The following is an 18,406-nucleotide window of genomic DNA, read 5'->3' as shown; positions in this document are numbered from 1 at the left end:
GTCCTGGGCGGAGGACCCCGCGCCCGCGTCCGCGAAGAAGACGGCGGAGGCCCCGCCGCCCGCGACGAAGAAGGCGCCCAGGGCCATCCACCTGGAGGCCATCACCGTCGAGGGCCGCATCCAGAAGCCGGAAGCCTTCTATTTTCTCGACCGCTCCAAGCCGAGCTTCGACGACCTGAACCGCACCGAGAGCTTCGTGCCCAAGGTGGTCCAGAGCGTGGATCAGGACCCCTTCTAGCGCCATGGCCCTCCAGACCAGCCCCAAGTTGCTGCGCGTCGGCGTCATCCAGGACGGCCGCATCGTCGAGGAGCACCACCTCCTCCACGACTCCGTCACCATCGGCGATGACGCCCGGAACACCATCGTCCTGCCCGCCACGCTGGAGCGCCCCGGGCGCTTCAAGGTGCTGGAGAACCGCGCCAACCAGTTCCACCTCATCATCGACGAGCACATGCAGGGCCGCGTCAACCTGGGCTCGTCCGACGTGGACTTCGACGCGCTGCGCTCGCAGGGGCTCGCCACCCGCCGCGCGGACGCCACCTTCGACCTGCCCCTGCAGGAGAGCGCCCGCGGCAAGGTGGAGCTCACCGACGCCACCCTCTTCTTCCACTTTGTCCCCGCCCCCCCGGCGGACGCGAAGCCCGCGCTGCCCCCGGAGCTGAAGGGCAGCGCGTGGCGCACCATGGACCGGCTCTTCTTCGGCATCCTCGCGACGATGCTCGTGCTCTACGTGGGCAGCGTCGCGCTCATCGCCTCCCGGCCCACGCCGGTGGAGGCGGAGGTGGCGCTCGACCAGCTGGAGGACCGCTTCGTGCGCGCCATCATCCCGCCCCAGCCGCCCGCGAAGGAGGAGCCCAAGGACACCGGCTCCACCCCGGAGGCGAAGCCGGAGGAGAAGAAGCCCACGGAGAAGAAGCCCGCCACCGCGTCCACGACGCCCGCCACCGCGGTCAGTGCCGAGGAGCGCCACAAGCAGATCGTGGCCAGCGTGGCCAACACCGGCATCCTCAAGGTGCTGGGCGCCAGCGGCGGCGGCGGCGTCATCGAGAACCTGCTCAACGATGGCGTGGGCAGCGCCAACGTGGCGGACGCGCTCCAGGGCGCGAAGGCCGGCGGCGGCGCGCTCGCGGTGGGCGCGGGCGGTAACGGGCTTGGCGCCATCCAGGGCGACACCGGCGGCAAGGCCGCGGGCATCGACGTGAAGGGCACCACCGGCGTGGGCGCCGTGGACACCGGCCGCAAGCAGACCGTCAAGGTGCCCCAGGTGGCGGACGCGGTGCCGGAAGTGGACAGCTCCGAGGTCAGCCCCAAGGACCTGGCGCGCTTCATCCAGCGCATGAAGGCGTCCATCCAGCGCTGCTACGAGAAGGAGCTCAAGCGCGACCCCACCCTCAAGGGCAGGGTGATGGTCCGCTTCAACCTCAAGCCGGACGGTCGCGCCGGCAACATCGAGGTGGACGAAAGCACCCTGCGCTCCGAGGGTGTCAGCAGTTGCATCATCACCACCATCCGCGGCTGGAAGTTCCCTTTCCAACCGAGTGACGACGTCCCCGTCTCGTACCCGTTCATCTTCTCGCCAGGAGATTAGGCTCGATTGTCCGGACACCCCGGATGCGCCGGACCCGCGGGGAGCACATGGAGAAGCTGGCCGTCATCGCCACATCCCCCCTCTTCGAGATGCTCGCCCCCGCGGAGCTGGCGCGGCTGGCGGAGCTGGCGCGGCTGTACCGGTACGCGCACGGCGAGGTGGTGTTCGAGGAGGGCGACCTGGGCGACAGCCTCTTCGTCATCGTGCGTGGCCAGGTGGAGGTGGTTCGCCGGGGGCCGGACCACGCCGTGAAGCCCCTCACCGTGCTGGGGCCGCCGGAGTTCTTCGGGGAGATGGGCCTCATCGACAAGGACCACCGCTCCGCCACCGTGCGCGCCCTGGGCGAGGTGGAGCTGCTCCAGCTCACCGCACAGGATTTACGCACCTTCCGACTTGCTCACGCGGAAGGCTTCACCTTCATCGTCGTGAACATCGCGCGCAGCCTCTCCGAGCGGCTCCGGGAAGCGAACGCCCGCCTCGCGCCCCCGGACTGAGGGCATTGCGTTGACACCCCACCCCCCCGCTCCTACGCTCGAAATCTGCGAATGAAGGGGTTGGAAGGACTCGTGAGGCACATGCGCACCCTGGGAATGCTCGTCGTGGTGATGACCACCGGGATGGCGTTCGCGCAAGCGCCCGCGTCGCCGGTCCGCCCCCCTCCCCCCGCGCTGGACAAGGCCGGGGACGTGCCGGACAGCCAGAAGCTGGAGCGCAGCACGCAGGCGCTGGGCGGCATGCGCGAAGCGCTGCGTCAGGTGCTGGAGAAGGTGGAGGAGGCGCGGCGCACGAAGGACGTGGTGAAGCTCAACTGCGCCAACGAGAAGCTCACGCAGATCAAGGGCCTCCTGCGCATCTCCGAGCAGGCGGACGTGTCGCTGCAGGAGGCCATCAGCAAGCAGGAGGCGGCCCCCGGCGAGCACGAGTACACCAAGGTGATGATCGCCCAGCAGAAGGTGGGCCAGCTGCGCTCGGAGGCCGAGGAGTGCATCGGCCAGCTCGCCTTCCGCACCGACGAGAACCTCTTCGTGGAGGTCGAGGAGCCGGACAACCTGCCCGGCGGGGACCCCACGCGGCCCGCGCCGCCGCCGGACCTCATGGTGCGGCCCCCGGCCGCGAGCCCCATCGACTGAGTGTCCGGCCCTTCTTCACGCATCGCGCCACGACCCGATGACGGATTGTTCCGGTGGGTAGACCCGCGTGCTATGCCGACCGCCTCCCCTTCCGGATCGCCTCTGACACCATGACGCAGCTTGGGACATTCCGTCTGGCCCTCACGGCCCTGGCGCTCGCGGTGCTGCTACCGCTGACCGCGTCGGCCCAGGTCGGCATGGGCGGACGCCCCCCGGGCGGCAACGGCCTCAAGGTGGGCAACGGGCGGCTGCACCCGACGCTGGACCTGGAGACGCGGCTGGACAGCGGCGTGGGCTACTTCCGCGAGCAGGGCACCGGCCCGCTGTCGCCGGACCTGTCCGGGGAGCTGGCGCTGCACGTGCGCCCCGGGCTGATGCTGGACGTGCCGTCGCAGAAGCTGGCGCTCTCCTTGCGCGGAAACCTGGACTACGTCGTCTACACGGGTCTCATCACGGCGGGCTCCGGCGCGGCGTCGCACCTGGAAGGCGCCGCGGACCTGGCGCTGCGCTTCGACCCGGAGGGCACGCTGTCCGTGGAGGTCGGCGACCAGCTCACGCGCTCGGACCGCACGCGCACGGTGGCGCTGGGCGCGGGCATCTTGAGCCTCTTCAACGAGGCGCGCGTGCGGGCGCAGTGGAAGCCCGGCGGCGGCGCGCTGGAGCTGACGCCCGCGATGGCGTACGCGATGGAGTTCTTCGAGCCCCTGGGCGGCCAGGCCCCCGTGGGCTGCACCACCGCCGAGTGTGATCCGCTCGCCGCCAGCCAGTTCAACTACGGCAACCTGCGGCTGGGCGTGGAGGGCCGCTGGCGCTTCCTGCCGAAGACGGCCGTGGTGGCGGACACGGGGCTCACCTACCGCGGCTACTTCAACGACACCACGACGCCGTCCGCGCTCCTGCTGCACGCGATGGCGGGCGTCGCGGGGCTCGTGTCGCCGCGCATCACGCTGACGGCGAAGGCGGGCTGGAGCCAGAACCTGGGTGAAGGCGGGGGCGGCACCGTGGTGGCGCAGGCGGAGGGCACGTACCTGTGGGGCCCGTCGCTCACCGTGAAGGGCGGCTACCTGCGCGCCTTCGAGCCCGTGGCTGCCTACGGCACCTTCCGCGACGACCGCATCTACGCGGAGGCCCGGTCGCTGATGGGCTCGCAGCTGGCGCTGCACGCGGCGGGCGCGGTGGACTTCCTCTCGTTCGCGGGCACGCGCAGCGACACGCTGGTGTCGCTGGACGTGGGCCCGGAGTACCAGTTCCGCCCGTGGCTGCTGGGCGCGGTGGGCTACACGCTGAGCACCCGGTCCTCCTCCCTGGCCGCCAGTGGCCTCAACTACACCCGCCACGAAGGCTATGCGCGGGTGTCCGTCACGTACTGAGGCCGTGCGCATGCCTTCCCCGCGCCTGCTCCCGGGACTCCTCGCGCTCCTCGTCGCGTGTCACGCGGACACGCGCCCGCCCGCGCCGCCTCCCACGCCGGCCTCCAGCGCGGAGCGCGCGAAGACGTCCAGCGGCAGCCTGGGCCCCGGCGACGTGGTGGAGGTGCGCGTCTTCCAGGAGCCCGAGCACTCCGGCACCTGGCGCGTGTCGCCCGAAGGCACCATCGACTATCCGCTGTGCGGCAAGGTGCCGCTGTCGGGCCGCACCGCCAGCTCCGCGGCGGACGTGCTGGGCGAATGCCTGTCGCGCTACCTGCGCCGGCCCCAGGTGTCGGTGCTGGTGCGGGAGTACAACTCGCAGAAGATCTTCGTCTTCGGGGAGGTGCAGAAGCCCGGCACGTTCCCGGTGGACGGCGAGATGTCCATCATCCAGGCGATTACCCTCGCGGGCGGCTTCACCAAGCTCGCGGCGAAGAACAACACGCTCGTCACGCGCGTGGTGGACGGCCAGGAGCGGAAGATCCGCGTGCCCGTGGAGGACATCGGCGTGGGCCGCGAGCGCAACTTCCTGCTCCAGGCGGGCGACATCGTCTTCGTGCCGGAGAGCTTCTTCTAGTCGCGCGACGTCCAGTGCAGCTCGGCGAGGAAGCGCTTCGCCTGGGCCAGCAGCGCCGGCGCCAGCGCCGCGCCGCTCGCGAGCACGTCGCCCTTGAGCACGTCGAAGGGCTTCCCGTCGATGTGCACGATGACGCCGCCAGCCTCCGCCACCAGCAGGCCGCCCGCGGCGATGTCCCAGGGCTTGAGGCCGAACTCGAAGTAGCCGTCGAAGCGACCCGCCGCGACGTACGCCAGGTCCAGCGCGGCGCTGCCGGTGCGACGCATGCCCTGCGCCAGGAGGATGAGCTGGGTGAAGAGGCCGACGGGCAGGTCCGGCCGCTCGCGCACGTCGTAGGGGAAGCCCGTGCACAACAGGGCGCGCTCCAGCGTGTCCGCGGTGCTGGCCTTCAGCGGCAGGCCGTTGAGGGTGGCGCCCTCCCCCTTCGCGGCGGAGAAGAGCTCGTCCCGCATCGGGTCGTAGACGGCGCCCGCGAGCGTGCCTTGCGGCCCCTCCACCGCCACGCTGACGCAGAAGTGCGGCACCTGGTGGGAGTAGTTGGTGGTGCCGTCCAGCGGATCCACCAGCCAGCGCAACGTGTCGGTGCCCTGCCACGCGCCGCTCTCCTCCGCGAGGATGGCGTGGTGCGGGTGGCGCTGGCGCAGGAAGTCCAGCAGCGCGGCCTCGGAGGCCCGGTCCGCGTCGGTGACCAGGTCGATGCCGCCCTTGAACTCGATGGTGCGGTGCTTGGGGAAGCGCTCCCGGAGGAGGCGGCCGGCCATCCGGGCGCCCTCCTCCGCCGTGCGTCTCAGCGCGGCGGGCGTGTCGGAAGCATCAACCATGGGTGCATCTCCCGGGGGACTCAAGGTCAGGACGCGGGCTCCGCGGGCTCGGCGAGCAGCGCTTCGATCTCCGTCTGGAACTGCTGGAGGAACTCCTCGGCGAAGCCCTCGTGCACGTGCCGCACGACACCGCGCCTATCAATCAGGAAGGTGGTGGGCATCAGCCGGACCTTCAGCAGGCGCTCGGACACCAGCGCGTTGGCGTCCAGGAGGATGGGCACCTCCACCTTCGCCTCCTCCAGGAAGGGCGGGATGGCGCGCACGTCCTCGTCCACGTTGAGGGCGTAGGCCTTGAAGCCGCGCTTGCCGTACTCGCGCTGCAACTGCGCGTACATGGGCAGCGCGTCCTTGCAGGGCTCGCACCACGTGGCCCACACGTCCAGGAGGACGACCTGGCCGCGGTCGCTCTTCAAGTCGTAGGGGCGGTTGTCCGGGTAGTGCGTCACCTGGAAGGACAGCGGCTGGGACGACCGGCGCTCCGACGACTCCAGGGCCGCGCTGCTGGAGCGGGGGCTTGCGCCCTGCGCTTCGGTGAGCGGCGGCAGCGGGGCCGGCGACGCGGCACAGCCGGCGGCGAGCCCCAGGAGTGCCAGGAGCCTCAGCGGCGTGAAGAGCGGACGGCGCATGGCCTCAGGTCCCCTTTCCCGCGCGGGCCTTCAGCGCGGTGAGCAGCTTGTCGATGAAGCCCCCGAAGGAGCCGTTGCTCATGACGAGAAGCACGTCCCCGGGCTTCGCCTCGGAGGACACGCGGTCGACCAGCGTCTGCACGTCGGTGGCGCCGTCCGCGGCGATGCCCTGGGCCTTCAGCGCGTCGATGAGCTTCGGGACATTGAGCTCCTCGCCCTCGGGCACCTTGTCGTGGCGCTCGGGCACCTTGAGGCTCGCGCGGGTGGCGCCGGGGAAGGCGTGCGCGTAGTCCTCCTGGTGGATGTTGCGGCGGCTGGTGTTGGAGCGCGGCTCGAAGATGGCCCACAGCCGCCGGTCCGGGTAGCGGTGGTGGATGGCGGCGATGGTCTCCCGCACGGCGGTGGGGTGGTGCGCGAAGTCGTCCACCACGAGCACGCCGCCCACGTCCCCGCGCACCTCCTGTCGGCGCTTCACGCCCTGGAAGGTGGACAGGCCCTGCTGGATTTCAGCGAACGTCAGGCCCAGCCCGCGCGCGGCGGCGATGACGGCCAGCGCGTTCTCCACGTTGTGCGCGCCGGACATGGGCAGCGTGATGGTGCCCAGCGCCTGGCCGCGCTCCACCACGTCGAAGCGGGCGCCGTCCGGGCCGAAGGAGATGCTCTTCGGCGTGAAGTCCGCGTCCGCGCCCTCCTTCGCCACGTAGGTGATGACCGGCGCGGTGCCGCCCTTCGCGATGCGCACGGCGTTGGGGTACGCGGCGCAGACGACGAGCTGGCCGTCCTTCGGCACCAGGCGCACGAACATCTCGAACGTGGCCTCGTAGTGGGGCAGGTCGCGGAAGATGTCCGCGTGGTCGAACTCCACGCTCGTGACGATGGCGGTGCGCGGGCGGTAGTGGAGGAACTTGGAGCCCTTGTCCCAGTACGCGGTGTCGTACTCGTCGCCTTCGACGACGAAGTGCGGCCCCTTCCCCACGCGGTAGTTGCCCGCGTAGTTCTGGGTGACGCCGCCCACGAGGAACGACGGATCCTTCCCGGCCGACACCAGCACGTGGGCCATGAGCGAGGACGTCGTCGTCTTGCCGTGGGTGCCGGCGACGACGACGGAGTGCGCGTGGTCCAGGAAGAGCGTGCCCAGGGCGGCGGGGAAGCTCATCTGCTTCAGGCCGCGCTCGCGCACGGCGGTGGCCTCCGGGTTCACGCGGCGGATGACGTTGCCGATGATGACGAGGTCCGGTTTCGCGGCGTCCAGGTTGGCGGGCGCGTACGGGGTGCGCACGGGGATGTCCCACGCCTTGAGCATGTCGCTCATGGGCGGGTAGACGTTCTCGTCGCTGCCGGTGACGTCGTAGCCGGCGGCCTTGAGCATGCCGGCGAAGGAGCCCATGCCGGTGCCGGCCACGCCCACCAGGTGGATGCGGCGCACGGACTTCGGGTCGAGGGTGTCGAGGACGTTGCCGTTGTCGTCAGCCATGCTGTCCCTTAGGGGGCTTTGTTGAGGTCGAGCGCCTCCACGACCAGTTCGTGGAAGGCGGGGCGGAAGTCGCGGATGCGCAGGTCCTGACGGCCCTGGGCCACGCGGTTGGTGATGAGCGCGACGACGAGCGAGCGCCGCAGGTCCACCCAGAGGCTGGTGCCGGTGAAGCCCAGGTGTCCCACCGCGCCCGGAGGCGTGTCGCCGATGAAGCGGCCCGCGCTGGAGTACCCCTTCGACGGCGAGTCGAAGCCCATGGAGCGCGTGCTGCCCGCCACGAGCAGGTCGGTGGCGAGCAGCCGGTGCCACAGGGGCGCGGGGGCAATGGCCGCGTGCGTGCCCGCGCAGCCTTCGAGCACGGCCTGACCGAAGCGCGCCACGTCCACGGCGGTGCCGAAGAGGCCCGCGTGGCCCGCGACGCCGTCCAGCACCCAGGCGTTGTCGTCGTCCACCTCGCCGGGGCGGGACGGGCGCGAGGGCACGTCCCTCCACAGCGACTCCTGGCCGGGCGCGGGTTCGCGGGGGCGCATGGCGCCGGTGGGCGCGGTGGTGCCGTCCACAGGGAAGTCGGTGAGGCGGTGGAAGCGGGCGGAGAGGCCCAGCGGTTCGGCGACGTGGCGTGAGTAGAGCGTGTCCAGGGGGGCGCCTGCGGCGCGCGAGAGCAGCTCGCCCAGGAGGATGAAGCCCACGTCGCTGTACGCGGACTTCGTGCGCACGGGGGCTTCGAGCGGCGTGGCGGCGGCGGCGCGCAGCACGTCCTCGCGGGCCAGGGCGCGCACGCTCACGGGGCAGCCCGCGTCGAGCAGCTCCGGCCGGGCCTTGAGGACGTCGGCGAAGAACGGGACGAAGGGGGGCAGGCCGGAGCGGTGGTAGAGCAGGTCCGCGACGGTGACGTTCGCATCGCCCACGGGCGAGCCGGGGAAGTAGCGGGACACGAGCGTGTCCGGGCCCACCTTCCCTTCGGTCCACAGGCGCAGGAAGAGCGCGGTGGTGGAGACGACCTTGGTGAGGGACGCGAGGTCGAAGCGCGTGTCGCCGGTGGCCTTGCCCGCGACGCCGCCAAACACCTGCATGCCCTTGTGGAGCACCACGGCCTGGGCGGCGGGGAAGATGCCCAGCTCCACGCCGTCATCGAGCACCGCCTGGAGGTTGGCGATGGGGTGGGCGCTCATCCCGGGCTCACCGCGCCTTCGAGGAAGGTGAGGCGCGCGGCGTCGGCGTCCAGGCGCACGCGCGTCCCGAGCGCCACGGGGTAGTTGATGGCGCCATGGCCGATGGGGAAGCCCGCGGCGCAAGGCAGCTTCGCGTCCCGGGCCAGCTCGCGCAGCACGTCCGCGCTGGAGTAGGTGGCGTCCTTCTCCTCGCACGCGGTGAAGTCGCCCAGGACGATGCCGCGCACGCGGGCGAAGACGCCGGCGAGGCGCAGGTGGGTCCACATGCGGTCGATGCGGTAGGGGCGCTCGGTGACGTCCTCCAGGAGGAGCACGGCGCCGTCGAGCTGCGGCATGTACGGCGTGCCCAGGAGCCGGGAGAACACGGACAGGTTGCCGCCCACGAGGACGCCCTCGGCGGTGCCGGGCACGTAGGTGGCGTTGCCATTGAGGGGCGGGGGGGCCTCCGGGGATTCGAGGAGGCGGAAGAAGTAGTCGTGGACCTGGGACGACTGCCGGCCGAGCTGCGTGAGGACGGGCGCGTGAAGGGAGACGCGGCCGAGCGCCTGGAGCGCGCAGTGGACGGACGTCAGGTCGGAGAAGCCGGTGAAGGCCACGGGCCCGGCCTTGTCGAGCGGCAGCTCGGGGAGGAGCCGCGAGCTGCCGTAGCCGCCCCGGGCGCAGAAGATGGCGCGGGAGGAGCGGTCGAGGAACGCGTGCGACAGCTCCTCCTGGCGGCGAGCGTCGTCACCGGCGAGGTAGCGGTGCGAGGCGCTGATGTCGGGCCGGAGCACTGTCGTGTAGCGCTCGGAGAGGAGCCGGAGGCCGGCCTCGAAGGGGGCCTGTTCAAAGGGGCCCGCGGGAGCGACGACATGCACCGTGTCACGGGGGCGGAGCGGAAGGGGCTTGAGCCAGCGCACGCAGCGCTTCATAGCACCGGGGCCGGAGGCCACACGGTGATTCAGGGTGGGCCCGCGCCGAAGCGTTGAGTACCGCTGGACGGAGGAACGCGGCCCTGTGGAGGGCTCGGTTGGCTGCTTCCCAAAGGGTGCACCGCCCTACCCCGCCGACTCCGAGCGTTCGAGCACGGCGGCGAAGAAGCCATCCGTGCCGTGACGGTGTGGCGTGACGAGGAGGAAGCCGTCCTGGACACAGGTGTCCGGAAGCCACCCGGCGCCCGGGCGGACGGAGTGGAAGTCCGGCCGGGAGCGGAGGAAGTCCGCGACGACGTCCTGGTTCTCCGCGTGGTTGACGGTGCAGGTCGCGTAGACGACCCGGCCGCCCGGGCGCACGACGTCTCCGGCCCGGGCCAGGAGGTCGCGCTGGATGGCGGTGAACCGGGAGAGCACGTCCGGGGTGAGCCGGAAGCGAAGGTCCGGTCCCCGGCGGAGCGACCCGAGCTCGGAACAGGGAACGTCCGCGAGGACGCGGTCAGCCCCCAGGCCCGGCGAGGGAAGCGTCCGGAGCACCTGGACGCGGGTGAGGCCGGCGCGCGAGGAGCGCTGCTGGAGCCGGTCCAGCCGCTCCGCATCCGGGTCGTAGGCCATCAGGCGACCCTTGTCCCCCATGGCGGCGCCCAACTGGAGCGTCTTGCCCCCTGCCCCGGCACACAGGTCCAGCACCGTCTCCCCGGGTCGGGCCTCCACGAGGAGCCCCAGGAGCTGGCTGCCCTCGTCCTGGACCTCGAACAGGCCCTCGCGCAGGGACTCCAGGGCGTAGAGGTTCGGCCGAGGTCCGTCGACGTGGAGCGCCAGGGGGCTCCAGGTGCCGGGACGGGTCGCGACGCCCTCGGAGGCAAGGCGAGCGGCCAGGGCCTCCCGGGACAGGCGGGCCGGGTTCACCCGGAGGGTGATGGGGCCGGGGACGTTGAGGTGGGCGCAGAAGTCCTCGGCTTCGGGCCCGAGTTCCCGGAGGAAGTGGTCCGCGAGCCAGTCCGGCAGCGAGGCCCGGAGCGCCAGCGAAGGGGGCTCCCCGGTGTTCAGTGGCAAGGGGGAATCCAAACCGGCCCAGGCAGCGGCCTCCGGAGCAGGAACGCCGGCCAGGCCGTGCAGGAGCGCGAAGAGGAGCTGGGCAGGGGCCGCGTCCTCCGACCCCAGGAGGAACGCCAAGCGGCGGCGCCAGAGGCCCACGTTGAAGACGGCCTCCTTCAGCGCTTGGCGCCCCTCGCGGGACAAATCGCGGTGGGCTCGCAGGGTCCGGTCGAGGACGCGCTCGGCGGGATCCCCCGAGAGGGTCCGGGCAAGCGCGTCCGAGACGATGGGGCCAAGACCGGCGAGCGCCGACCAGGGTTGGGCGGCGAGGCGGAAGAGCGGATTGAACGGGACAGTTGACAGGGCAGGCTCGGTTCTCTAGAAATCGCGTCCGTCACGGCAGAGCGCCGCCGCGACGGGACATATTCCCCGATAGCTCAGCTGGTAGAGCGGGTGACTGTTAATCACCATGTCCGTGGTTCGAGTCCACGTCGGGGAGCTGAACGAAGGGTCCTACCAGCCGGTAGGGCCCTTTTGTTTTACACGGGCCTCGCGATGAATATCGCGGGGCCTTCGTGCTTAAGCCGCTGAATCCCAAGGGATTCTGGCTCGCGGTGCTGAAGAGGGCCCTCTCGGCTCTCCACCCCGCAGAGCGAGATCCCCCTCTCCTCCGCCGCCGATTGGGCTCTCTGGAGCGCCCTTTCACCCGTTTTGGGGAGAGAGAGAGGCCGAGAGTGGTTAACAGTTTTGTTAACCACCATGGGCAACCGATTCTGACAATCCAGGGCTTTCGAGGTCGTACCTTCCAGGGTTACGCCGCTTCTCTGTTTCAGAGCTAAGGTTTTCGCGACCTGTTAACCGAGAGCGCGAAGAAGCGACTGCGCTTTACTGGGTACACACGATTTCGTCGCGGCGCAGACTCTCAGAGACAGCCCTCAGACTGCGGAACCTGTCAACGCGGATGAGACAGAGAATTCGTGAGATTACTGCGCGCTCTGCTGAGACGTGGAGAGCCGCGCGGGGTCGTTGATCCATACGGCGTTCGGCAGCGCCTGAGGCTTGGGAGGGCCGCGTGGGAGGCGCTCGGGGTGAGCGGCGTAGGCGGCGGCAAGCACGGCGGCTCGGGTCGCGATGCGCTCGGCAGCTAGGCCATGATGCACGTCGTGCGGCGGGAGCATTCCGGGTTTCGGCAGCAGAAGCGTCGCACACGCAGCTCGAGTTGCACGACGCGCCCTGCGGCGGCAGGTCCGCCGGGCGTCGGACGTAGCTACCATGCACTGCGGTACTGGGCGCCTGGCAGGAGGGACATCGTGCTCCCGTGCCCTCCATGCGCACCCCGAGGATGACACCCACCGCGCTACCGTGGGCCACCCGGTCCACCCGACACCCAGGAAGTAGGTACAGCGTTTCCATTCCCAGGGTGTATTCGTCCCGCTGGCAGCTTGCCGCGTCTGCCTACTCCCCAGAGGGGAACCACACGAAGTGCGGGAGAGCCACGGAACTGGGCCAAGCTCAACTGGCGGGTGGCGAGCAACGTGGTCATGCCGCAACCTCAACAGCCGAAGGGGTACCGCCTGTTTTCACGAGCGGGGCAACCAGATCTCGGAGTTCATCCTTCAGGCGCTGATTACCTAGTTCGCAGTGGCGACGAAGCATTCGGAACACGGCAGCCTTGAGGAAAGCTCGATCTTGCATGCCGCTCGCGCCAAAATACTCCTCGTACTGCCGCAGTGCATCTACAAGCTTGTCATCAGTGTCGGCCTGCAGCTTCGCGGTTCGCGCCCATCTCTGGAAGCCCTTGAGCCAGCTCGCAAAGTCTCGGTCAAGGTGGCTCTGACGGTAACGCTCACGGATCGAGAACACATCGTCCCACGTCTGTAAGGCCGGAGAGTCAGGAATGAACTTGATCGCCCACTTGGGCGTGTGCGCCGTCGTGCCATCGAACGGATCGCTGTCGTCCAGCACGACACTAATCGTCGTGTGGCTGTACGGGTCAATCGCAACGCGACGGGTAAGGCCGTCCGCACAATAGAGCAGGTCGCTCGTGAGCTTGTAGCTCGAGTTGCACTTGTGCCCCATCGGAACGAGGTTCCGCAGGTTAGCGGCGGCGAACGGATAGCGACTCTTCGTAAGGTAGTGGTCCAGCGCTTCGCGAGGAGCCCCTGGAGCGTCGAAGTACTCCGTCCCGCAGAAGGGGCAAACGTGTTCGGCGGTGGCGGCGTAGATGGCCGAATACTGCTGGTCTCGAACCTTTAGATCGGTGAGCAGGTCGAACGCGAAACCGAAGAGATCCTTGACCGGCTCGCGCACATATTGGGGCAGACCGTCAAGGGGCGTGCAGTTGCATGTTCCTGAGAGAAGGTCGCCGATGCGATTTTGCGCTTCTACGGCCGCTAGAACAGCGTCTCTGTCACCCTTCGAGAGCTTCCGTATTGCCGTGTTGTATGCCTTCAATCGGTCGCGCAGACCAATTCGCGACGTCAGCGTTCCTTGGTGTTTGCTGGGAACGATCTTTGGCCATGCCGGATACCGCTTCTTGGCGTCCACTGCGGCATGAATTTTCTTTACCGTCTCGACCAAACAATCATGCAGCCAGTTGTTCTGCGTCGCCGAGAGGGGATAGCCGAAGAGCACGACTAAGCGCCCCCTTGCTTCGAGAGCTGGCGAAGGTGGTCCATCAAGAAAACCTTCTCGACCGAGTCGCCTAGTCTCGCAATGCCAGCCTCGATTGCATCACGGTCCTGGCTTTCCATGAGTTCCTTGATCTCTCGTCGCGGCACCTCCGACATTGGCGGGCGAATGTCGAAGCACTCCTCCAAAATGGTGTCGAAGGTCGTCCCGAACGTCTCAACATTGGGCCGTCGCGCCTCCACTGCGGCCTCAGTCTTCTTGAAGATGAGCACCTTTTCGCGCGCCATGTCCGAAGGTACAAAGGGCGAGTGGGTCGTCAGCAAGCAGTCCTGCTGGGCGGCTGCCCCGCCTGCCTCGCCGCGCTTGCCGCTCGCGGTAGGCAGGTCCATCAGCCGAGAGATGAACTTGACCCGCCACTGCGGGTTGAAGTGCGACTCCGGCTCGTCCAGCAGGAACAGCACGTTGGCGAAGGACGCCATGCACATCGTTCCGAGAATCTGCGCGAGCTGGTGCTCGCCATCCGACAGCGAAACGTAGTCGACGACGCCCTTACCGGCTTTGGGCATGAAGCGAACCTGTTCGAAGCGGAAGACTCGGTCTTCATCCTGCGGCTCAGGCAGCCGCGACGCGAAGCGCCTCGTCTTGATGTCGCGACGCAAGCGCTCGCGGGTCACCTTGGGAATCGCGAGGTCGTTCAACATCGCGAGCTTGTGAATAGCCGAGTACAACTCGATCGTGGTCGCCCAGAAGCAGCGAAAGGCAGCCCGGGTTTCGTCAGTGACCAGGAAGTCAAAGACGTAGGTCTCCGACTTCTCGTCGTAGGAGTGACAGGTCGAACACCGCCTAAGTTGGTCAATGTAGCGCTCGAGTTCGTCAGTAAGTTGCACGCCCTTACGTTTCCGGGTCGACGTCTCACGCGCCGAGAGCTTCGGGACGGCGCGGTGTGCCAGCTGAATCACGCATCTAAAGGAGTGAAGCTCCCTGAGCCGAGCGTCGCGAAGCAGCGCCTCTCGTTCCTCCGCGGACCCAAGAATGAGGTTAGCGACGAGCACCTCGAGATGGGTGCCGTAGTCCACCAGCATGAGGCGGGTGTCTGGGATGGGCTTCGCTTTCGCGCTGGGCTCCCGGTTCAAAGCCTGCTTGCCGACAGCGTCCGCATACCCGCTGCGGCTGACGAGGAACGGCAGGCTCAGGGTCTCATTGTCGCCGGACGTGTAGCCGATAATCCGCGACGGTAGGAGATCGCGGGTCGCAGGCTTGTCCACCGGGCATTCAACCCACTCAAGCCCATCCTTGCGCTCGACCCTGAGTGCCGGACGCCTATTGCCCTCGCTGCGGCGCGATAGGCGAACGAGCAGAGGCTGGCGAGCGAGCGCAGGGCGGATGATGTACTCGATCTCGAACTGAAGGTCCTCGTTACCCTTCGCGCGCTCCTCGTCCTCGACGCATGCGTGGAAGACTGTTTGAAACGCCTCGGCGATCACCTGAAGGAACTGCGACTTGCCGGCGCCATTGGGCCCTACCAGACAGAGCGGATCGAACTGCTCGGGACCGCTCGGCGTTCCTCTCAAGCCGACGTCGAACCCATCTAGCAGCCCGCCGCAGGTCGCCGCCTTGATGATGTGAACACGCGTAAGCTTCACGGCCCCACTCGCACGAACTGCATCGCCTTTGCCTTCTTATCGAAGACCTGACGGACGACGGGGCTTGGCTCTTCCAACACATCGAAGACCGCGGCCTTCAGGGACTCGTAATCCGCTGACACCTGTGCCCGCAGCTCGTCAAAGGAGAAGCGATCGTTCTTCAGTTTCAGAATCGCGGCCTTGATAGCGTCCTTGTCGTTATTGCTCATGGTCGGTGCCTTCCCCGGTATCTTGGGACGCCTGCGTGGCGGCTCGGCTGCGGCGTTGAATTGCTTGGTCTTCAGGTTCGCCATGAGCTCAGACGCGGGCTCGTCATTCGGGTCCTGTGGTACGAGTTCGCCGCGGAAGGCCTTGGTCAGAACCGACGGAGTGAGACGCTCTACCAGTCCTCCCGCACGCCGACTCTTGGCTCCAAGCGTCACGTTCAGCGCAAGCAACTCCTCAACACGCCGGACGATCTCCTGTTGCTCTTCGACACTAGGCAGGCCAAACGTGAACGCGGCTAGCTTGCTCGAGTTGATGTTGGACTGACTGACGCCATCTGATTTAACCTGCCAGCAGTATTCGCGACCTGCGGGGCTACCGAGACAGTAGCTCAGGTAATCTGGGAGCAGACGATCACTGCACCGAACGCGGATCAGATATCCGGCATATATCGCGTCCCGCGTGCCACGGAAGACAGCAGTCTTGCCAACAAGCTCCGGACTGTTGGTCCGATTAAACAGGACGTCGCCGTCGGAAAGTCTGTACTTGGCGATCTCCACTGCATCAGAAGTGAAGACAAGATCTCCCCAATCGAGCACCCCATCCTGGATATTGCCCATGCGCAGCACGGGCACCTTGCCGACCTTCGCCGACTTCGCCGCGGATCCATATGAGAAGTCGGCAGCCACGCTCTCGAGGTCTATGACCGGCCAATCGCCATCGACCCCGCGCTCGTCCCGCCACTCGCGCGTCAGCTCGCCGCTGGTTGCAGCGGCGAGGACGGACTGGCGGAAGCGTTTGAGAATGCTGGGGACGCGGTCAAGACGCTCCCGACAAGCGTCCACGCGCGCGAGCAACGCGTCGAGATTGTCGGCGATGCGCTTCTGCTCGGGAAGTGGAGCTACCGCGACTGGAATCGATCGCATTGCAGCTTGCGTCAGCTTCAGCCGCGTCGAGCCAGTAACAAAGCCGTTGTAGTCGAAGACGTTGAGGTACCCCACGAGGTATCGGCGATCGGCAACGGCCTCGATCGCGCGAAGAACGTGGGCGTGGTTGTTGACCCAGCACTTGCCCAGCACGAGATAGGCCTTGTGGCGAAGGCGATCGAAGAACGGAACTCCATCCTCGCCGAGCAAGATCAATGGCTCATCGAAAAGGAAATCGTCGATCTCCCCAACTTGGCCGGTCGCCCCGTAGTACGGGAACAGCGTATGTGCGGGCTTTCCCTCGATGCGCTTCTCGCGCTCGCTCGCGTTGAGCGGAACGCGAGCGGAGTCGAGAATATCGACGAGCGCCTCAAGGGGCGCCTCGGTCCACCCAGGAGGAAGCTCGCTCACGCTTCCACCTCCTCAATGTCTTCACCAAGCTCGGCCAGTATCCCGCGCAGCTCGTCGAAAGCGACCTCGAGCTCTGTCATCGCCTCGCGTGCCAGCACCGCGGGTTCGGGAAGCTCGTCGCTCGCGCCGTCGCTTTCGTCTTTGAGCCAGGCGATGTCGAGGCTCTCGCCGCGCTCGGCGATCCACTCGCGCGTGAACTTGCGGAAGCGGCCCTCCTCGCCGGTATCCTTGCGTTTGGCGAGGCTCTTCGGGCTGCCCAGCGGATCTTTGCCGAACGCCGCCTCAAAACCTGCAAAGTGGTCGCGGGTGAGCGGCGTGCGCTTCCCGAACTGCGGCATGTTCGACCGCAGGTCGTAGACCCAGACCTCCTTGGTGTTGCCCTTGTCCTGCTCGCAGCGGGTGAAGAAGAGCACATTCGTCTTCACGCCCTGCGCGTAGAAAATGCCAGTCGGCAACCGGAGGAGAGTGTGCAGGTTGCACTTGTCCATCAAGTCGGCGCGGATCTGCTTGCCTGTGTTGCCCTCGAAAAGCACGTTGTCGGGGAGCACGACGGCAGCTCGGCCTCCCGGCTTGAGGCCCAGGTAGACGTGCTGCAGGAATGCGAACTGCTTGTTGGCGGTCGGATAGGGCAGGTCGAGCCGAGTGGGTAGGCCGCCTCCTCGCTTGGTCCCAAAGGGCGGGTTGGTAAGAATCAAGTCGGCCGGAGCCAGTTGCTCTTTAAACTCGGCCGACAAGGAATCCCCATTCAAGAATTCACCCTGCATCCCATGCAGGGTGACATTCATGAGAAGAAGGCGGTAGGTATCCTGAACTAGCTCAACGCCACAGAACTGAGGCGGGCGGCCCTTACTCTTCGTCTGAAGCCAAGCCTCGTTCGCAACAACGAGGAACCCGCCAGTCCCAGCTGCTGGGTCCTGGATTGTCTCACCAGAGCGCGGCTGGAGGAGCTGAACCACGCTCTCAATGAGCGGCCTGGGTGTGAAGTACTGGCCGGCGCCGCTCTTCTTCTCGCTCGCATTTTTCTGCAGCAAGCCCTCGTACAGATCTCCAAGTCCCTCCTTTTTGGCGCTGTACCAATCGATTTCATCAATCTTTGAGACGAGCGCGTTGAGGTTCCCCGACTTTCGGATGAGCGACGTCGGATTGGCGAAAATGTTGCGAATGCGGCGTGAGCCTTGTGTCCCGAGCCGCACTAGCTGGGAGCGGTAGAAGTCAAATTGGTCCGCGCCGCTCCGCCCCTTGAGGTCGGCCCACCGGAACCCAACAGGCAGATCCTCCTCCTTGCCCGTTTCTTGCGCCATTTTCAGGAAGAGCAAGTAGCTCAGTTCATTGACGTACTGGTGGTACGTAATCCCGTCGTCCCTGAGGATGTGGCAGAAGCTCCACAGCCTCTGCACGATGTCGTTCAGATGGGCCATGCTCGGTTGGCGGTGAAAGGGCGAGAGTACCATGCCTCAAGAAACCGCAGGTTCGCTGGGTGCGATACCTACCACCGAATGTAGGAGGCCGCCAGCAGGTTGCTGAGAAGACCCAGGGACAGGGGTCGGCATCAAGCTGTGCCTACCCAGAATTCGGTCGCGGCGTCATGGAGAGCGTCCCAACGCGCGCTATGTAGGTGAGCGACGCTCGTACGTGGCCGTCTAACACCGGTGCCCGCGAAGCGGGGGTGGAATCACGAAGGGCACCGCGCGACCTTGAAGCCCGCCCACTCCTACCCCTAGAGCGCCGATCAGGTTTCCGCCCGAGGAAAGTCGAATACTTGCGCGAGCGATCGACGCGGGCTGTCACCGCGTGCATAGGTCGCCACCTCACGGAGGTGGCGCATGGAACGCTGGAAGCCGGCT

16 protein-coding genes and 1 tRNA gene are annotated in these 18,406 nt (G+C 67.4%); 7 read left to right on the top strand and 10 right to left on the bottom strand.

Going from position 1 to position 18,406, the window contains the following annotated elements; genetic code table 11:
- From D7V93_RS16005 to D7V93_RS15980, 6 genes are all read left to right on the top strand, one after another.
- Positions 1–238 (top strand): hypothetical protein (locus tag D7V93_RS16005; protein WP_120644242.1); only part of this gene is annotated, 238 nt, incomplete at its 5' end.
- A gap of 4 nt (positions 239–242) precedes the next feature.
- The gene (locus D7V93_RS16000; protein WP_120644241.1) at positions 243–1,589 is read left to right on the top strand and encodes an AgmX/PglI C-terminal domain-containing protein; all 1,347 of its coding nucleotides are present in this window, start codon (positions 243–245) and stop codon (positions 1,587–1,589) included.
- A gap of 23 nt (positions 1,590–1,612) precedes the next feature.
- Positions 1,613–2,083 carry a cyclic nucleotide-binding domain-containing protein gene (locus D7V93_RS15995; protein ID WP_244237338.1) on the top strand — a complete coding sequence of 157 codons (471 nt, stop codon included), beginning with the start codon at positions 1,613–1,615 and terminating at the stop codon, positions 2,081–2,083.
- A gap of 81 nt (positions 2,084–2,164) precedes the next feature.
- Positions 2,165–2,719: a hypothetical protein gene (locus D7V93_RS15990; protein ID WP_208723040.1), complete on the top strand. Its 555-nt coding sequence runs from the start codon at positions 2,165–2,167 to the stop codon at positions 2,717–2,719.
- Between the two features lie 110 nt (positions 2,720–2,829).
- Positions 2,830–4,089, top strand: a complete 1,260-nt coding sequence (locus D7V93_RS15985) for a hypothetical protein (protein WP_120644239.1) — start codon at positions 2,830–2,832, stop codon at positions 4,087–4,089.
- 10 nt (positions 4,090–4,099) lie between these two features.
- A complete protein-coding gene (locus D7V93_RS15980) occupies positions 4,100–4,705 on the top strand; it encodes a polysaccharide biosynthesis/export family protein (protein ID WP_120644238.1) in 606 nt (201 codons plus the stop codon).
- Here the strand turns inward: D7V93_RS15980 and D7V93_RS15975 are convergent.
- The 6 genes from D7V93_RS15975 to D7V93_RS15950 all read right to left on the bottom strand — a co-directional run bounded on the left by D7V93_RS15975 (position 4,702) and on the right by D7V93_RS15950 (position 11,035).
- Positions 4,702–5,526 carry an inositol monophosphatase family protein gene (locus D7V93_RS15975; protein WP_120644237.1) on the bottom strand — a complete coding sequence of 275 codons (825 nt, stop codon included), beginning with the start codon at positions 5,524–5,526 and terminating at the stop codon, positions 4,702–4,704. The two genes, D7V93_RS15980 and D7V93_RS15975, sit on opposite strands and share 4 nt — an antisense overlap.
- A 26-nt stretch (positions 5,527–5,552) precedes the next feature.
- A complete protein-coding gene (locus D7V93_RS15970; RefSeq protein WP_120644236.1) occupies positions 5,553–6,152 on the bottom strand; it encodes a TlpA family protein disulfide reductase in 600 nt (199 codons plus the stop codon).
- Between the two features lie 4 nt (positions 6,153–6,156).
- Positions 6,157–7,626 carry a UDP-N-acetylmuramate:L-alanyl-gamma-D-glutamyl-meso-diaminopimelate ligase gene (mpl, locus tag D7V93_RS15965; RefSeq protein ID WP_120644235.1) on the bottom strand — a complete coding sequence of 490 codons (1,470 nt, stop codon included), beginning with the start codon at positions 7,624–7,626 and terminating at the stop codon, positions 6,157–6,159.
- A gap of 8 nt (positions 7,627–7,634) precedes the next feature.
- The gene (locus tag D7V93_RS15960; protein WP_120644234.1) at positions 7,635–8,798 is read right to left on the bottom strand and encodes a serine hydrolase domain-containing protein; all 1,164 of its coding nucleotides are present in this window, start codon (positions 8,796–8,798) and stop codon (positions 7,635–7,637) included.
- Positions 8,795–9,709 (bottom strand): S66 peptidase family protein, encoded by a 915-nt coding sequence (locus D7V93_RS15955; RefSeq protein ID WP_120644233.1) that lies wholly within the window; start codon positions 9,707–9,709, stop codon positions 8,795–8,797. Before D7V93_RS15955 ends, D7V93_RS15960 begins: the two co-directional genes overlap by 4 nt.
- A gap of 126 nt (positions 9,710–9,835) precedes the next feature.
- Positions 9,836–11,035, bottom strand: a complete 1,200-nt coding sequence (locus D7V93_RS15950) for an RsmB/NOP family class I SAM-dependent RNA methyltransferase (protein WP_208723041.1) — start codon at positions 11,033–11,035, stop codon at positions 9,836–9,838.
- A 138-nt stretch (positions 11,036–11,173) separates the two neighbouring features.
- Between D7V93_RS15950 and D7V93_RS15945 the strand changes: the two genes are divergently transcribed.
- Positions 11,174–11,246, top strand: a tRNA-Asn gene (locus D7V93_RS15945).
- Between the two features lie 1,040 nt (positions 11,247–12,286).
- Here the strand turns inward: D7V93_RS15945 and D7V93_RS15935 are convergent.
- Genes D7V93_RS15935 through D7V93_RS15920 form a run of 4 tightly spaced genes read right to left on the bottom strand, consistent with a single transcriptional unit; the run spans position 12,287 to position 17,980 of the window.
- On the bottom strand, positions 12,287–13,381 hold the full coding sequence (locus D7V93_RS15935; protein WP_147451193.1) for a hypothetical protein: 1,095 nt from the start codon (positions 13,379–13,381) through the stop codon (positions 12,287–12,289).
- 2 nt (positions 13,382–13,383) lie between these two features.
- Positions 13,384–15,021 carry a restriction system-associated AAA family ATPase gene (locus D7V93_RS15930; protein ID WP_120644230.1) on the bottom strand — a complete coding sequence of 546 codons (1,638 nt, stop codon included), beginning with the start codon at positions 15,019–15,021 and terminating at the stop codon, positions 13,384–13,386.
- Positions 15,018–16,562: a restriction endonuclease subunit S gene (locus D7V93_RS15925; protein WP_120644229.1), complete on the bottom strand. Its 1,545-nt coding sequence runs from the start codon at positions 16,560–16,562 to the stop codon at positions 15,018–15,020. The genes D7V93_RS15930 and D7V93_RS15925 overlap by 4 nt, the downstream gene beginning before the upstream one ends.
- Positions 16,559–17,980 (bottom strand): class I SAM-dependent DNA methyltransferase, encoded by a 1,422-nt coding sequence (locus tag D7V93_RS15920; RefSeq protein WP_120644243.1) that lies wholly within the window; start codon positions 17,978–17,980, stop codon positions 16,559–16,561. The genes D7V93_RS15925 and D7V93_RS15920 overlap by 4 nt, the downstream gene beginning before the upstream one ends.
- Positions 17,981–18,406: the final 426 nt, after the last annotated feature.

It is taken from the genome of Corallococcus llansteffanensis, assembly GCF_003612055.1.
Taxonomy (GTDB): Bacteria; Myxococcota; Myxococcia; order Myxococcales; family Myxococcaceae; genus Corallococcus; species Corallococcus llansteffanensis.
This window is presented reverse-complemented; position numbering and strand designations above follow the sequence as displayed.

Bases quoted from the DNA above. Each gene is read 5' to 3' on its own strand.
- D7V93_RS15975 (WP_120644237.1), bottom strand. From the start codon at position 5,526: ATGGTTGATGCTTCCGACACGCCCGCCGCGCTGAGACGCACGGCGGAG.
- D7V93_RS15980 (WP_120644238.1), top strand. From the start codon at position 4,100: ATGCCTTCCCCGCGCCTGCTCCCGGGACTCCTCGCGCTCCTCGTCGCG.
- D7V93_RS15990 (WP_208723040.1), top strand. From the start codon at position 2,165: ATGCGCACCCTGGGAATGCTCGTCGTGGTGATGACCACCGGGATGGCG.
- D7V93_RS15970 (WP_120644236.1), bottom strand. From the start codon at position 6,152: ATGCGCCGTCCGCTCTTCACGCCGCTGAGGCTCCTGGCACTCCTGGGG.
- D7V93_RS15985 (WP_120644239.1), top strand. From the start codon at position 2,830: ATGACGCAGCTTGGGACATTCCGTCTGGCCCTCACGGCCCTGGCGCTC.
- D7V93_RS16000 (WP_120644241.1), top strand. From the start codon at position 243: ATGGCCCTCCAGACCAGCCCCAAGTTGCTGCGCGTCGGCGTCATCCAG.
- D7V93_RS15955 (WP_120644233.1), bottom strand. From the start codon at position 9,709: ATGAAGCGCTGCGTGCGCTGGCTCAAGCCCCTTCCGCTCCGCCCCCGT.
- D7V93_RS15920 (WP_120644243.1), bottom strand. From the start codon at position 17,980: ATGGCCCATCTGAACGACATCGTGCAGAGGCTGTGGAGCTTCTGCCAC.
- mpl (WP_120644235.1), bottom strand. From the start codon at position 7,626: ATGGCTGACGACAACGGCAACGTCCTCGACACCCTCGACCCGAAGTCC.
- D7V93_RS15995 (WP_244237338.1), top strand. From the start codon at position 1,613: ATGCGCCGGACCCGCGGGGAGCACATGGAGAAGCTGGCCGTCATCGCC.
- D7V93_RS15960 (WP_120644234.1), bottom strand. From the start codon at position 8,798: ATGAGCGCCCACCCCATCGCCAACCTCCAGGCGGTGCTCGATGACGGC.